This is a genomic window from Rhizobium sp. BT-226, assembly GCF_025847085.2.
In the GTDB taxonomy this organism is placed as follows: Bacteria; Pseudomonadota; Alphaproteobacteria; order Rhizobiales; family Rhizobiaceae; genus Rhizobium; species Rhizobium sophorae.
The window spans coordinates 249,309-263,848 of record NZ_JAOYTI010000001.1 but is presented as its reverse complement, the minus strand read 5'-3'; the positions used below and the strand labels follow the sequence as shown (position 1 = coordinate 263,848).

Below are 14,540 nucleotides of genomic sequence, written 5' to 3'. Positions count from 1 at the left end.
TCCTAATTGTAGCCTCGCGCGGTGCGGAAAGCGGTGGCGAGATCCGAACCGCCGTCGAACACGCGCGCCGAGGTCAGCTTGGCGAGGCTGTCGAGCTGGGTCTTGTCGGCATCGCCGAATGTGATGCCGAAAATCGGCACATGCGGCTCCATCGCGTTCCATTCTCTGGTGAAGGCCTGGCTTTGATCATCGGACTTGCCATCGGTCATGATGACGATGGCAGGCAGATAAGTCGAGAGCCCGTCGGTTCGGGCAATCTGCTGCAGAGCCCGTGCGGCGCAGGCATACATGTTCGTGCCGCCATTCGCCTTCTGCCGGGAAATTTCGTTCAGCAGCCCTTCCTGCTCGAGCGGATTTCCGCTCGCCATGAAAGTGTTGCGCACGCTGCCGTCGAAGGGAATGACGATGATCTGATCGGCGGGCGACCATTGCACCAACACCTTGCTCGCTTCGTCGGGCGTCAACAGGAAACGCATCGCCTTCTGCAGCTGGTCCTCGCCGTCACCCTGCATCGAGCCGGAAAAATCGAGGCAGAGCGCGGTCAGCGACGGTTTGCGCAGTGCTGCCTGATAAAGGTTGAGCGCCTGGCGGATGACGCCCGCCTCCGGCATGCGGATCGCCGTCACCAGCCGGGCGGGATCGAAATTCCAGCTTGGCTCCGATTTTGCGGCGACGCCGGTCAGCGGAATGCGCCGGCCGGTATCAGCGATTCGCCGCTGCACCGGGGCCGAGCTCAGATAGGCGAGCAGATCGTTGAAGAAGGTCTGGACTTCTGGCCCGCGGCCATGATCGACGAAACCGATCGGCGAATCCGCCACGGCCACACCATCGGCCGGATAGATCGCGTACAGCGGTTCCTGCGACAGGGCGGCGAGCTTTTCGTTGGTTTCCTTCAGTACCGCCTCGTAATTCCACATCGCGTCATAGACCGTGCCCTTGCCGGCGGATTCGACATAGAGATCGGCTAGCCAGCCGGAAGAGCCGGAAGAGCGCACGACACCTGACAGCAGCGACCGGACGCTCTCCTGGACGTGTCTGTCGTCGAGATCGCCGGGTTCGATCACCGGCTTGTTGCCGAGCGCGCTCGACAGCATGGCAAGATAGGCGCTGGCGCCCGAATTGGATTGCGTCGCCGAGGTCATCAGGAACTTCAGCGATCCGCTCTCGACGGCAGCGAGAATGTCCTTCATGAAGACGTCCTTGCCGATCCAGCCGAGCTGCTGCGCCTTCGACCTGCGCACGCCCAAGACCACCGGCGTCTGGGCGATCGAGGTCAGGCTCTTGACGCGGCGCTTGGTGTCGAACATGTCGACCCACACGCTGGAGGCCGGCCAGACCGCATCCTGCGCGACACCCTGGTCACTCTGCAGCGCCAGGCCGATATCGAGCGTGCCTTCATATTTGAAGGTGCAGGTGGCGTTCTTCTGTTTGCAGAATTCCTCGACGATCGGCTGCAGAACGGTGTTCTCCGATCCCGATACGATCGAGAAATCCGGCCCTTGGCCGAAGGGATTGCAGCCGGCAAGGGGCAGAACGGCAAGAAGCGCCAGGCCTGACAGCAGTGCTCGCATCGTCATCTTGCCGTTCACGCCTGGGTCATCGCCTTCTTGAGTTCGATCGTCATCTGCTCCATCTGCTGTTCGGCGAGCGCCCGCTTGCGGCGCCCCTCCTCCTGAACCTGCAGCACGCCTGATATGGTATCGATCAAATCCCTGTTTGCCTTGGCGAGCGTGTCGATATCGACGATGCCGCGCTGCGACTGTTGCTCGATTGATATCGCCTGATCCTTCATCATCTCGGATGCCTGGCGGATCATGTCGTTGGTGGCGTCGGTCACCGCCTTCTGCAGGTCGAGCGCCGATTTCTGCCGCGTCAGGCCGAGCAGGATCACCATCTTCTGCTTCCAGGCCGGCACCGTCAGCGCCGAAGTCGCCTGCAGGTTCTCGATCAGCGTTTCGTCGCCCGCCTGAACGATGCGGATCTGCGGCAATTGCTGGATGCCGAGCTGGCGGGCCTGCTGCAGGTAGAACACCCGCTTTTCCAGCCGGTCGAGCGCCTGCAGACTGTCCTGATAGGTCTGCGCCTCCAGCATGCCGCCGCCAGGGCCGGTCGCCGCCGCCTCGGCTTGCGCCTTCAGCCTCGGCAGATCGACGCTGCGAAAACGCTCGGCGAAAGTCTTGCCGGCCTGAACATAGGCCTCGAGCCGCATGATCGATTGCCTGGTTTCCTCATGCAGGTCGTCGAGCAGCGCGATGTCGCGCCTCAGCGTATCCTTGTGACGGTCGAGCTCCAGGCCGATCCGGTCGATCTGGCCGGCCACGTCCTCGAACTCCGCCTTGAAGCGTTCGAGCCGGGCCTTGGCCGAGAGAAACATGCGGCTGAGGAAACCCTTATCCTTCAACGATGCCGGATCGAGGCTCTTCGATTTGAGGATGATGTCGGTCAGCAGGCGGCCGACATCGCCGAGGTCCTTGTTGCGGACTTCGCGCAGGATCCTGTCGGCATAATCGCTGACCGCCTGCTGGGCGCGGTCGCCATAGACCGAGATGCCGGCGCGGTCGGTGATATCGATGCTATCGGAAATGCGGGCAATTTCCGCCGGATCGGCGACAACAACCGGCAGAGCGGCATTCTGAACAGTCGCGAGATCGGTATCGGCCATCGGTAGGGCTTTCCAGGCTTGCGGGCATAATCGTCTGGAAGCCCATCCTCGCAATAAACAGGCCCCATCGCAATGGACTGGCCGCTAGGATCGCACCGACCCGAAAAACAGGACGACAGAAGGCGACTCAATCATCGCTGGTCGCCGCACCATAGTGAACTTTATGATACAGTTTTATGACAGTCGAAAAACCCGTGCGCCTATTTGCAAACCTCGGCCTTGCGGTCAAGCAGTTCCAGCTTGGCGAGCTTGCCGGTCAGGACGAAATCGCCGTAATCCATCGTCAGGTCGCGGGTAATGCCGTTCTCGTAGAGCTTGAAGGACATGCGGTAGACCGGCAAAGCATCCGATTTCGCACTCTCGTTGAAATAGGCGATCGTCACCGGCCAGAAGGCCGTCTTGGAGAAGGCGCCGGCGTTGCCGGCATCGGCTTCCTCGACGAGCGGCGTCTCCTGCTTGCCGACGATCGTCGTCGTCGCCAGCGACTTGTCGCCGTCATCGGAACCGTCGAAGACACGCGCCTCGAAGAAGCGCTTGCCGTCCTTGGCGTGCTGGATCACGTCGAGCATATGTTCCGTGGGAAAACGGCTTTCAGCAAGCTGCAGCTCGCGGCTCGCCGGCTGCTTGAGATCGACCTTGACGCCATCAGGCTGGTCCTGCGCCGCACCGTTGACCTCTTTATCGAGCTGCTCGTCGGTGAAGGATTTGGTGTCGAAGGTGAACTTGCCGTCCTTCAGGTTCTCGAATGTCTTCGTCTGCTGATCGCTGACACGCACGCTGTCGCCGGTGTCGATCTGCGTCACGAAGCGGAAGCTGGTGGTAAAGCCCTGGCAATAGCTGCCGTCGAACTCATAGACCATGCGACCGTACATGGCGGCGATGCCGGAGCGGTCCGAGGCGTCCTTTAGTTCCAGATCGTAGACCGCGCGATGGGCGACGAGGCCGGTCGCGATCGCAGCGCTTACCGCGGGCGCACCCGCCCATGCATTGGCGGAAACGCTGGCGAAAAGCAGAGCGACAAGACCTGATCGGAACATTTATTAACTCCTGTTGGACTCGGTCGCGATGTTATAAGAACGCTTTCGGCCAAATCGAGGCTCGAACCTGTCATATTAAAGATTCTAGTCTTGATGCATAATTTTTGAAGAATTGACAACAAAAGCGGAGACGAAAATGTCCGATGAAATTGCAGCGCGCCTGACTGAGATGGGGATAACCCTGCCCGAAGCCGCAGCACCGGCTGCAAATTACGTTCCCTATGTCATCAGCGGCAATCTTCTCTACATCTCCGGCCAGCTGCCGCTCGAAGGCGGCAAGGTCACCGTCTCGGGCCATCTCGGCAAGACCGTCGACGTTGCAACGGGCCAGCGCGGCGCCGAACTCTGCGCCATCAACATCCTTGCCCAGGCGAAGGCGGCCCTTGGCGGCAATCTCGGTCGCATCCAGCGCGTCATCAAGCTGAATGGCTTCGTCGCCTCGGCGCCCGACTTCGTCGAGCAGCATCTCGTCATCAACGGCGCTTCGAACCTGATTGCCGGCGTGCTTGGCGAAGCCGGCAAACATGCGCGTGCCGCTGTCGGCATGGCGGCCCTGCCGCTGAATGCCGCCGTCGAGATCGATGCTATCATGGAAATCGCAGAATGACCAATGCTGCCTGGATCAGGGACCTGCCGATCGCCCATCGCGGCTATCACGATCTCAACACGCATGTCTGGGAAAACACACTTTCGGCCTTCTCGCGCGCCGTCGAAGCAGGCTTTGCGATCGAATGCGACCTGCATTACGCCTCCGACGGCGTGCCGGTCATCTTTCACGACGAGGATCTGCAGCGCCTGTGCAATCTCAACGGCGATATCCGCGAGCGCACCTCCCGGGAACTCGGACTGATCGCCGTTGGCGGCACGAGCGACAAGGTGCCGACGCTGCGCCAGCTCCTCGATCTCGTCAAAGGCAAGGTGCCGCTGGTGCTGGAGCTGAAGGGCCGCGAGGCCGATGACGAAGGTTTCGCCGAAGCCGTGCTGGAAGTCCTCGAAGGTTATGAGGGCAAGGTGGCGCTGATGAGCTTCGACCACTGGCTGCTGCGCGATCTGAAGGCGCTTGGCTCACCCTACCCGCTTGGGCTGACCGCCAACGGCAATACGCCGGAAGAGTTCAAAACGCATGCGAAGGCGATGGAGATCAGTCTCGATTTCATCTCCTATTATTATGACGACCTGCCGAATGCCTTCATCACAGGCGAACGCGAAAAGGGCATTCCCGTCATCACCTGGACGGTGCGTGACGAAGAGGCGCGCCGACGCACATTCGCCAATGCAGACCAGATGACCTTCGAAGGCTTCGATCCGCGTGTGACTGCTTGACGCTCGCTTTTTGGCCAAGATCATGCGCAGACTGAAGCAGAGCCGAGACCATCCCCCAAAGGCTTCGCATTTGCTCCATGACTGATGAACTATCCATTCGCGTAGAACGCTCCTTCACCGCGATTTCCCCGGAGAGCTGGTCCAGGCTTTCCGGGACATCGAAGACTTGCGGCACGCTTGCCTACAACCCCTTCGTTTCGCACGCTTTTTTATCGTCGCTGGAGGAATCCGGCTCGGCCGATGCCCATACCGGCTGGCTTGGCCACCACCTGCTGCTCGAAACCCATCGCGGCGAACTGGTCGGCGCCCTGCCCGGCTACCTCAAGAACCACAGCCAGGGCGAATATGTCTTCGATCATGGCTGGGCCGACGCCTTCGAGCGGGCCGGCGGGCGTTATTATCCCAAGCTTCAGTGCTCGATCCCGTTCACGCCGGCGACAGGCCCGCGTCTTCTTGTCGCCGAGGGGCTACAGCGGCTGCCGATCCAGAGCGCGATCGCCGAAAGCCTGAAGGAGGTGGTGCGCCGGCTCGGAATCTCTTCGGCCCATATCACCTTCGTGCCGGACGAAGAGATCGGCGTCTTCGAGATGGACGGCTATCTGCACCGCACCGACCAGCAGTTCCATTTCATCAATGACGGCTATGCCAATCACGAGGATTTTCTAGAAACGCTTGCCTCGCGCAAACGCAAGGCATTGCGCAAGGAGCGCCGCGCCGCACTCGAAAACGGCATCAGCATCGACTGGCTGACCGGCCGGGACCTGACGGAACGCATCTGGGACCAGTTCTTCAAGTTTTACATGGATACCGGCGGCCGCAAATGGGGGCGCCCCTACCTCACCCGTAAGTTCTATTCGTTGATCGGCGAACGCATGGCCGACGATATCCTGCTCGTCATGGCCAAGCGCGACGGGCGCTATATCGCCGGCGCGATTAACTTCATCGGCGGCGATACGCTCTACGGTCGTCACTGGGGCTGCATCGAGGAGCATCCCTTCCTGCATTTCGAGGTCTGCTATCATCAAGCGATCGACTTCGCCCTGTCGAAAGGGTTAAAACGGGTCGAGGCCGGAGCGCAAGGCGAACACAAGCTCGCCCGCGGCTATCTGCCGGTGACGACGCATTCCGCCCATTATGTCGCGCATGCCGGCCTTCGCCGGGCGATCGGCGACTATCTCGCCCGCGAGCGCGCCGATGTCGAACAGATGAGCGAGTTGCTGACCGAGCACAGCCCTTTCCGCAAGGGCGAACGTCAGCAGGAGGATTGACGCCACCGCACCGGCCGCGTTACCCGATCAACGCATAATTCCCTGAATCGAAATCGATTTAGGGATAAAATTATGCAGTAATTCAACGTGCTACAGCGTCCCTTGTGCGTTTGAAATGACGCACGCCCTGTGAAAAACGAGGAGATTTCGCGATGACCAGCCCGGCCGCTTACGACGACAACAACATCTTCGCCAAGGTCCTCCGCGGCGAAATCCCCTCGCACCGGGTTTACGAGGACGAGCATACCGTGGCCATCATGGATGTGATGCCGCAGGCGCCGGGCCACGTTCTCGTCCTTCCGAAGGCGGCGTCGCGCAATATCCTCGATGCCGATCCAGCCGCTCTTACCCATGCGATCACCGTCGTCCAGAAGATCGCCAATGCCCTGAAGGACGTCTTCGACGCCGATGGCGTGTTCATCGCCCAGTTCAACGAGCCGGCCGCCGGTCAAACGGTGTTCCATCTGCATTTCCACGTCATCCCGCGGCATGAAGGCGTGGCGCTGAAGCCGCATTCCGGCAAGATGGAGGACGGCGCCGTGCTTGCCGGCAATGCCGAAAAGATCAAGGCAGCGCTGGCGTAAGGTCGGCCCAGCCGATATCACGCGAGGGCGGCCCCACCACTGGTACTCCCCTCCTTGTTGAACGGCGATTTTCTGGATATATTACCGGAAATAAGCTGAAGGTGCATCGTGACCAGTTCGCAAAAGCGTGCCATTCAAAATTATCGATCCCGCCTCGGCGAGCGTGGCATGGCGCGTTTTGAGGTGATCGCGCTCGACAGCGACCGCGATCTTATCCGATCCCTTGCACGACGCCTTGCAGAAGAAGGCCCGGATGCCTCACGTTTGCGTGCGGTCGTCAGCCAATCGATTGCCGGCGAGCCTGCTCCGAAGGGCGGCATCCTGGCCGCGCTCCGCCGCTCTCCCATGGTCGGCGCAGATCTCGACCTTACGCGCCCTCGTGAGGAAGGGCGCAAAGTCGATCCTTGATGCGTTATCTGCTGGACACGAACATTCTCAGCAATGTCACCAAGCCGGCGCCATCGGAGGCCCTGCTGGCCTGGATGGCCGCTCGGATCGACACAGACCTCTTCATTTCCTCCCTTACCGTCGCAGAGATCCGACGCGGCGTTCTCGAGAAGCCTGCCGGCAAGAAGCGCGATCAGTTGGAGGCGTGGTTTTCAGGGCCGGAGGGTCCGCATGCCCTATTTGCCGATCGTATCCTCGCATTCGACGAGAAGGCCGGTCTGATCTGGGCACGGTTGATGGCCGATGGAAGGACCAGAGGCCGACCACGCAGCGGCCTCGACATGATCATCGCGGCTGTCGCCGAGGCCAACGGATGCATTGTCGTCACGGATAACGAGAAAGATTTCGACGGGATCGATATCGTCAATCCGCTGCGATATCCTTCATGACCGGTATCCCCTATCCCATCGTTCCCGTTGACGCTCTTCTCGACTGAATTTCTTTCGCACCTCTGAATGGACAAGATCATGATCCGCCACACTGTCACATTCCGCCTGAAGCACGAACCTGGCTCGGCCGAAGAAACGTCGTTCCTCGCTGGCGCGCTGGTGCTTGCCAATATCCCGAGCGTGCGGAATTTCGAGCAACTTCGGCAGACAAGCCGGAAAAACGATTTCACCTTCGGCTTCTCAATGGAGTTCGACGATCAGGCTGGCTATGACACGTACAACCTTCATCCCCTGCATGTCGCCTTCGTGCGCGACCGCTGGGTGCCCGAGGTCGCCGATTTTCTCGAGATCGACTACACCAAGCTCTGAAAGGGCCCATGTAGATCCGGAAACGAAAAAGGCCGCTGAGAACGCGGCCTTTTCCAATTCGGTGACGGTATCTTACTTCTTGCGTGGAACCTTCGGAACCGCGCTTCCCTTCTTCGGCGCGTCGCGGACCTCAGGCTCGGCCTGCGGCACCGCCTTGGCGCGGGTCTTGCGGGCTGCCTTGGTCTTCAGCTCGCCGTCATCCCCATCATCGCCTTCGGGATGCACGACCTCGGCTTCGGGCTTCGGCTTGATCGGCGCCGTTTCCGAAATAGCTTCGAGCACGATGCCGGGTTTGCCGTCTTCCTTCGGGCCGACGGTGACGTTGACGACGCCGCCCTTCTTCAGCTTGCCGAAGAGGATTTCGTTGGCGAGCGGCTTCTTGATCGTATCCTGAATGACGCGAGCAAGCGGGCGGGCGCCCATCTTCTCGTCGTAACCCTTTTCCGCCAGCCAGGCGATCGCGTCCTCATGCAGGTCGAAGGTGACGTTCCTTTCCGAAAGCTGCGCCTCCAGCTGCATGATGAACTTCTGCACGACCTTGTGGATAACAGCCGTCGGCAGCGCCGCGAAAGGAATGATCGCGTCGAGACGGTTGCGGAATTCCGGCGTGAAGAGACGGGTCAGTGCCTCTTCGTCCTCGCCGGTGCGCTTGGACGAGCCGAAGCCGATCGCCGCCTTGGCCATTTCCGACGCACCCGCATTGGTCGTCATGATCAGGATGACGTTGCGGAAGTCGATCTTCTTGCCGTTATGGTCGGTCAGCGTGCCGTGGTCCATGACCTGCAAGAGGATATTGTAGATGTCGGGATGCGCCTTCTCGATTTCGTCGAGCAGGACCACGCAATGCGGATGCTGGTCGACGCCATCGGTCAGAAGGCCGCCCTGGTCGAAGCCGACATAGCCGGGAGGTGCGCCGAGCAGACGCGAAACCGTGTGCCGCTCCATATATTCCGACATGTCAAAGCGCAGCAGTTCGACGCCGAGCGACGATGCCAGCTGCTTTGCCACCTCGGTCTTGCCGACGCCGGTCGGACCGGAGAAGACATAGGCGCCGATCGGCTTGTTCGGCTCGCGAAGACCGGCACGCGCCAGCTTGATCGAGGTCGAAAGGGCTTCGATCGCGATATCCTGGCCGTAGACCACCGAACGCAGTTCCTGCTCGAGATTGGCGAGCACGGCTTCGTCGTCCTTGGAGACGGTCTTCGGCGGAATGCGCGCCATCGTGGCGACCGTCGCCTCGATCTCCTTTTCGGTGATCAGCTTGCGGCGCTTCGACGGCGGCAGCAGCATCTGGGCCGCACCGGTTTCGTCGATCACGTCGATCGCCTTGTCGGGCAGCTTGCGGTCGGAGATGTAGCGGGCCGACAATTCGACGGCCGACTTGATGGCGTCGTTCGAATAACGCAGGTGGTGATACTCTTCGAAATAAGGCTTCAGGCCCTTCATGATCTCGATCGCATCATCGATCGACGGCTCGCTGACGTCGATCTTCTGGAAACGACGGACCAGCGCCCGGTCCTTCTCGAAGAACTGGCGGTATTCCTTGTAGGTGGTCGAACCGATGCAGCGAATCGCACCCGATGACAGGGCCGGCTTCAGGAGGTTCGATGCATCCATCGCGCCGCCCGAGGTGGCGCCGGCGCCGATCACCGTGTGGATCTCGTCGATGAAGAGCACGGCGCCCGGATATTCTTCCAGTTCCTTGACGACCTGCTTCAGGCGCTCCTCGAAATCGCCGCGGTAGCGCGTGCCGGCGAGCAGCGTGCCCATGTCGAGCGAGAAGATCGTCGCATCGGCGAGCGCTTCGGGAACCTTGCCTTCGACGATGCGCTTGGCAAGGCCTTCGGCGATCGCCGTCTTGCCGACGCCGGGATCGCCGACATAGAGCGGATTGTTCTTCGAACGGCGGCACAGGATCTGGATCGTGCGGCTGACCTCGGCGTGACGTCCGATCAGCGGATCGATCTTGCCGCCCTTGGCCTTCTCGTTGAGATTGACGCAATAGGCCTTGAGCGCATCCTGCTGCTTCTTCGAGCCGCCCTCTTCCTCGCCGCCGCGCGCCGTCGGCTTGCTGCTTTCGGCTTCGTCCTCGGCGCCGCGCGGGGGACGCACATCCGAAGCGCCCGGCCGCTTGCCGATGCCGTGGGAGATATAGTTGACGGCATCGTAGCGGGTCATCTCCTGCTCCTGCAGGAAATAGGCGGCATGGCTTTCGCGCTCGGCGAAGATGGCGACGAGCACGTTGGCGCCGGTCACCTCCTCGCGGCCGGACGATTGCACGTGGATGACGGCACGCTGGATGACGCGCTGGAAGCCGGAGGTCGGCTTCGAATCCTCGTCATAACCAGTGATCAGGTTGGAAAGTTCGTTATCGACATATTCGACGAGCGTCTTGCGCAACGCGTCGAGATCGACATTGCAGGCACCCATGACCGCGGCCGCATCGGCATCGTCGATCAGGGCGAGCAGCAGATGCTCGAGCGTCGCATATTCGTGGTGCCGCTCGTTGGCAAAGGTCAGTGCCTGATGGAGCGCCTTCTCTAAACTAGGCGAAAATGTTGGCACGTTCAGATCCTCACTTCTTTTCCATGACGCATTGCAGCGGATGCTGGTGTTGCCGGGCGAAGTCCATCACCTGGCTGACCTTCGTTTCCGCTACCTCGTATGTGAATATTCCGCATTCGCCGACGCCGTGGTTATGGACATGGAGCATGATGCGGGTGGCACTTTCACGATCCTTCTGAAAAAAACGCTCCAGAATATGGATGACGAATTCCATGGGAGTGTAGTCGTCATTCAAAAGCAGCACGCGATAGAGGTTGGGCTTCTTGGTCTTCGGCTTGGTGCGTGTGATGACCGAGGTTCGATTTGCGTTGTCCCCGTTCCTTTCGCTGTCGTTCTGCATCCGGATCGGCTTTGCGATCATTGTCATTCATTCCTCAAGCAATCCGGCGGAGCATGGGAGGGTGCTTTTCCCGCCGAATATCTGAAACACTAACTTAGTTCATAATAGGCTGATTTTAAGCCCCCTGTCAGACACTGCAATCAAGAAATGGCCGGCATGCACGGGAAAGACCAAAAAAGTCCCCAAAGCATGTCGCGCAACACCGTGCAGCGGTTTTGCGGTAACGACATGCGTAAAAACAAAGACCTAAAGCGCGAAGAGCGAATCTGAAAGATTGCGACGCGCTTTAGCCGATCCCATGCGGGCGCTGCAGCGAAAGCGGAAACGAAAAGACCGGCCACAGATGCGTAGCCGGTCCTCGTTTTTCAATATGTAGCGCAGGTTGCGCCGCCAAAATCAGCTCATGCGGCAGCAGGCGTTGCCGGCGACACTGACTTCGGGGTCTTGCCGACCGCAGCGGCGATCGGAGGCTCATAGGGCTTGTAGGCTGATTTGGCGAGATCGGCATACATCTCACTGAGCTTCGTCGTCTCGGAGACAAAGCCTTCAAAATACGCCTTGACGTAGTTCGTCTGCAGCTCGAAAGCGGCTTCGAAGCTCTTGACGCCGGCCAGCGTTTCGAAATGCGTCACCGCGTCCTGAAAGGATTTCTTCGAATATTCAGTGGCTTCTGCGGCGATCGCCTGAAACCCCTTGGTCGTGTCGGAATAGGTTTTCAGGGCCGTGTCGACGGCTTCCTTGCTCTTCTTGTTGGCGTCGTCAAAGTTGAACATGAGCCATCCTCCGTTGGGCTGTTGGTGGCGGCAGGGTAGCTGCAATGCACAAATAGTCAAGTAGTCTTGTGCGTTGCAAAACATCCACTAGTTGCATTACAATAATATAACAAAGCCCGCGCGCCGGGGCACGTACGTCTTTAACTGATTTTGCTAAAATATATCAGAATGCCGCAACCAGAAGTTTTGAATAAATTCTCGTTCCGAATCGAAAAAACGAAAAAAGGACCGAACGGATCACGCCGTTCGGTCCCTTTTGAAGCTTTCGAGCGCGATCAGAGATCGACGTCGAGGATCGCCATCGAAAAGTTGTAGGAGCGGTCGCCGTCCTCGTCATCGATATAGACGACACCCAGAAATTCTTCGCCGAGATAGACTTCCGCAGAATCATCCTTGCGCGGACGCGCCTTGACGATCATCTGCGGATTGAACATGCGCTTGAAATAGGCGTCGAGCTTCTTGATTTCTTCTGGCTTCACTCTGTCATCTCCGTAAGCGGTCTTGATTGGCCGCTTCTTGCACAGGAAATGCAGCGGTGTAAAGGCAAGGTTGCCGTTTGCTCATGGCCCTCCCCGCTTGGATCCCGCCGACTTTTCCTATCCTTGTTTCCAAACGGCGCTCAGATATCGGCGCCGATCACCTGGTCCATGTTACGCGACGGCTCGGAACAACCGGCCTCGCCGACGACCTTGGCCGGCACGCCCGCCACCGTCTTCTTGGGCGGCACCGCCTTCAACACGACGGAGCCGGCGGCGACGCGTGAGCAATAGCCGATCTCGATATTGCCGAGGATCTTCGCGCCGGCGCCGATCATGACGCCGGAGCCGATCTTCGGATGGCGGTCAGCGCCCTCCTTGCCGGTGCCGCCGAGTGTGACGCCGTGCAGGATCGAGACGTTGTCGCCGATGACGGCCGTCTCGCCGACGACGAGACCGGTGGCGTGATCGAGGAAGATGCCCTTGCCGATACGGGCGGCCGGATTGATGTCGGTCTGGAAGACGCTGGAGGAGCGGCTCTGCAGATAGAGGGCAAAATCACGCCGGCCGCGGTTCAGCAGCCAATGGGCGAGACGATGCGTCTGCAGCGCATGGAAACCCTTGAAATAAAGCACCGCCTCCATGAAACGCAGGCAGGCGGGGTCGCGATCGTAGATCGCCTGGATATCGACGCGCAGGATGGAACTCCAGTCAGGCCAGTCGAGGAGCATTTCCTCGAAGGTCTGGCGAAGCAGGTTCGCCTGCATGTCGGGGTGATCGAGACGTTCGCAGATGCGGTGAATGACGCATTCCTCGAGCGAATGGTAGTTGATCACCGTCGAATAGAGGAAGGCGGCGAGAACCGGGTCCCGTTCGGCGGCGAGCCGGGCTTCCTCGCGCAGGCTGTCCCAGATGGGATCCATCACTTTCAGAGGATGGCCTGTGTCAAAAGCACGGATGTCAGTCTTTGCGACCATCGCCGCTCTCCTCGCTGCCAGCAGGAATGCCGTTTTCGGAATGCCAATATATAGAGGAAAACGCCAATAACATAAATGGGTGCCGTCGCCATGGTTTTTTAGCACGGTTTTTCGGCATCACGATGTTGTCAGCGATGGGCGACCCTTGCATAGAAGGCCAGCACCGCCTGCTTGAAAACCCTGTCGCCGACGGCGAGCATATGATCGCGGCCCGGAATATCGAGCGCTTCGGCATTTTGCATCAGCGACGCCAATTCCTGCGGCGAGCCGGCGATATCATCCTTGGTGCCGACGCCGATCAGCGTCGGCATGTCCAGCTTGGTCATATCGGAGCGGGCGACCAGATCGCGCGAGCCGCGGATGCAATCGGCAAGGGCGACCCGATCGCTCTTCGTCTGCTCGGCGAAGGCGCGGAACATACGGCCGCGGGCATGCGTCACCGCCTCCAGCGAGGGAGCCAGCAGCGCATCGGCAATCGGGTCCCAATCGCCGACGCCGTCGGTCATGCCGATGCCGAGGCCGCCGAGCACCAGTGAACGGACGCGATGCGGATTGGCAAGTGCGGCAAAAACGGAAATGCGCGCGCCCATCGAATAGCCCATGACATTGGCTTCGGGGATGCCGAGATGGTCGAGCAGCGCGATCGCATCGCCGGCCATGACCCATGGACGATAGGCTTCGGCATCATGCGGCTTGTCGCTTGCGCCATGGCCGCGATTGTCGATGGCGATCACCCGGTAGCCGGCATCGCCGAGCGTCTTCAGCCAGCCCGGATGCACCCAGTTGACGTTTGCGGTCGAGGCAAAGCCGTGGATCAACAATACGGGCACACCGGCCGGATCGCCCTCATCGAAGAAGGCGAGCTGCAGTCCGTCATGGGTGAAGCTCGAAAATGTGGGCGTATTCAGGTTCATCGGGCCTTCCTTTTTGGCGCGACCATAGTCGAGCGGCCTTTCATCGTGAAGCCAAAAACTGTGCTTGGCGCGGCGGTTTGGCTCTACACATTTGCGGCGAAGGCTTATAAGGTTCGCGCAGATTTCAAAGCATTCGGAGAGCGACATGGCCGGCCACAACATTCCTCACTTCCAGAACGACGGCGGTCACCGCGTTATCGAAGTCGGCGTCAAGGAATTCATGTGCACCGGCGCTTCGGCTCCCTTCGATCATCCGCATATCTTCATCGACATGGGCGACGACAACGAGAAGGTCTGTTCCTACTGCTCGACGCTCTATCGCTTCAATTCCGCGCTCAAGCCGAGCCAGACTAATCCGGCCGGTTGCGTTTTCCACGTGAAGGCGGCGTAACCCGTCCAGATCCGGATCGGACGGA

Annotated in this window: 17 protein-coding genes; 8 read left to right on the top strand and 9 right to left on the bottom strand. The window is 59.9% G+C overall.

Going from position 1 to position 14,540, the window contains the following annotated elements:
- Positions 1–2: 2 nt before the first annotated feature.
- From OIU37_RS01535 to OIU37_RS01525, 3 genes are all read right to left on the bottom strand, one after another.
- Entirely contained in the window at positions 3–1,571 is a 1,569-nt protein-coding gene (locus tag OIU37_RS01535) for a substrate-binding and VWA domain-containing protein (protein WP_264257439.1), read from the bottom strand.
- 14 nt (positions 1,572–1,585) lie between these two features.
- Positions 1,586–2,662: a toxic anion resistance protein gene (locus OIU37_RS01530; RefSeq protein ID WP_264255135.1), complete on the bottom strand. Its 1,077-nt coding sequence runs from the start codon at positions 2,660–2,662 to the stop codon at positions 1,586–1,588.
- A gap of 200 nt (positions 2,663–2,862) precedes the next feature.
- Positions 2,863–3,699, bottom strand: a complete 837-nt coding sequence (locus OIU37_RS01525; RefSeq protein ID WP_171602325.1) for a cell envelope integrity EipB family protein — start codon at positions 3,697–3,699, stop codon at positions 2,863–2,865.
- Positions 3,700–3,835: 136 nt separating this feature from the next.
- Between OIU37_RS01525 and OIU37_RS01520 the strand changes: the two genes are divergently transcribed.
- The 7 genes from OIU37_RS01520 to OIU37_RS01490 all read left to right on the top strand — a co-directional run bounded on the left by OIU37_RS01520 (position 3,836) and on the right by OIU37_RS01490 (position 8,079).
- On the top strand, positions 3,836–4,306 hold the full coding sequence (locus OIU37_RS01520; protein ID WP_171602324.1) for a RidA family protein: 471 nt from the start codon (positions 3,836–3,838) through the stop codon (positions 4,304–4,306).
- A complete protein-coding gene (locus OIU37_RS01515; RefSeq protein ID WP_171602323.1) occupies positions 4,303–5,022 on the top strand; it encodes a glycerophosphodiester phosphodiesterase in 720 nt (239 codons plus the stop codon). The genes OIU37_RS01520 and OIU37_RS01515 overlap by 4 nt, the downstream gene beginning before the upstream one ends.
- Before the next feature lie 77 nt (positions 5,023–5,099).
- Positions 5,100–6,290 (top strand): GNAT family N-acetyltransferase, encoded by a 1,191-nt coding sequence (locus OIU37_RS01510; RefSeq protein WP_180695233.1) that lies wholly within the window; start codon positions 5,100–5,102, stop codon positions 6,288–6,290.
- A 152-nt stretch (positions 6,291–6,442) separates the two neighbouring features.
- On the top strand, positions 6,443–6,874 hold the full coding sequence (locus tag OIU37_RS01505; RefSeq protein ID WP_171602321.1) for an HIT family protein: 432 nt from the start codon (positions 6,443–6,445) through the stop codon (positions 6,872–6,874).
- Positions 6,875–7,042: 168 nt separating this feature from the next.
- Positions 7,043–7,282, top strand: a complete 240-nt coding sequence (locus tag OIU37_RS01500; protein WP_205931710.1) for a hypothetical protein — start codon at positions 7,043–7,045, stop codon at positions 7,280–7,282.
- Positions 7,282–7,710: a PIN domain-containing protein gene (locus OIU37_RS01495; RefSeq protein WP_171602319.1), complete on the top strand. Its 429-nt coding sequence runs from the start codon at positions 7,282–7,284 to the stop codon at positions 7,708–7,710. The genes OIU37_RS01500 and OIU37_RS01495 overlap by 1 nt, the downstream gene beginning before the upstream one ends.
- Before the next feature lie 78 nt (positions 7,711–7,788).
- The gene (locus tag OIU37_RS01490; RefSeq protein WP_264255134.1) at positions 7,789–8,079 is read left to right on the top strand and encodes a Dabb family protein; all 291 of its coding nucleotides are present in this window, start codon (positions 7,789–7,791) and stop codon (positions 8,077–8,079) included.
- A gap of 72 nt (positions 8,080–8,151) precedes the next feature.
- On the opposite strand, the gene clpA is transcribed toward OIU37_RS01490, so the two are convergent.
- From clpA to OIU37_RS01460, 6 genes are all read right to left on the bottom strand, one after another.
- Positions 8,152–10,644 carry an ATP-dependent Clp protease ATP-binding subunit ClpA gene (clpA, locus tag OIU37_RS01485; RefSeq protein ID WP_180695235.1) on the bottom strand — a complete coding sequence of 831 codons (2,493 nt, stop codon included), beginning with the start codon at positions 10,642–10,644 and terminating at the stop codon, positions 8,152–8,154.
- A 10-nt stretch (positions 10,645–10,654) separates the two neighbouring features.
- The gene (gene clpS / locus OIU37_RS01480) at positions 10,655–11,005 is read right to left on the bottom strand and encodes an ATP-dependent Clp protease adapter ClpS (protein ID WP_017988219.1); all 351 of its coding nucleotides are present in this window, start codon (positions 11,003–11,005) and stop codon (positions 10,655–10,657) included.
- A gap of 380 nt (positions 11,006–11,385) precedes the next feature.
- Complete coding sequence (locus OIU37_RS01475) at positions 11,386–11,757, bottom strand: phasin family protein (RefSeq protein WP_240603379.1); 372 nt, start codon at positions 11,755–11,757, stop codon at positions 11,386–11,388.
- Positions 11,758–12,032: 275 nt separating this feature from the next.
- Entirely contained in the window at positions 12,033–12,236 is a 204-nt protein-coding gene (locus tag OIU37_RS01470; protein ID WP_003539277.1) for a DUF3126 family protein, read from the bottom strand.
- A gap of 140 nt (positions 12,237–12,376) precedes the next feature.
- Positions 12,377–13,210, bottom strand: coding sequence for a serine O-acetyltransferase (gene cysE, locus OIU37_RS01465; protein WP_003539276.1), 834 nt, complete (start codon positions 13,208–13,210; stop codon positions 12,377–12,379).
- Between the two features lie 128 nt (positions 13,211–13,338).
- Complete coding sequence (locus OIU37_RS01460; protein ID WP_240603380.1) at positions 13,339–14,124, bottom strand: alpha/beta fold hydrolase; 786 nt, start codon at positions 14,122–14,124, stop codon at positions 13,339–13,341.
- A gap of 145 nt (positions 14,125–14,269) precedes the next feature.
- Here OIU37_RS01460 and OIU37_RS01455 point away from each other — a divergent pair, with 145 nt between their 5' ends.
- Positions 14,270–14,515 (top strand): zinc-finger domain-containing protein, encoded by a 246-nt coding sequence (locus OIU37_RS01455; RefSeq protein ID WP_003539274.1) that lies wholly within the window; start codon positions 14,270–14,272, stop codon positions 14,513–14,515.
- The last annotated feature ends 25 nt before the right edge of the window (positions 14,516–14,540 follow it).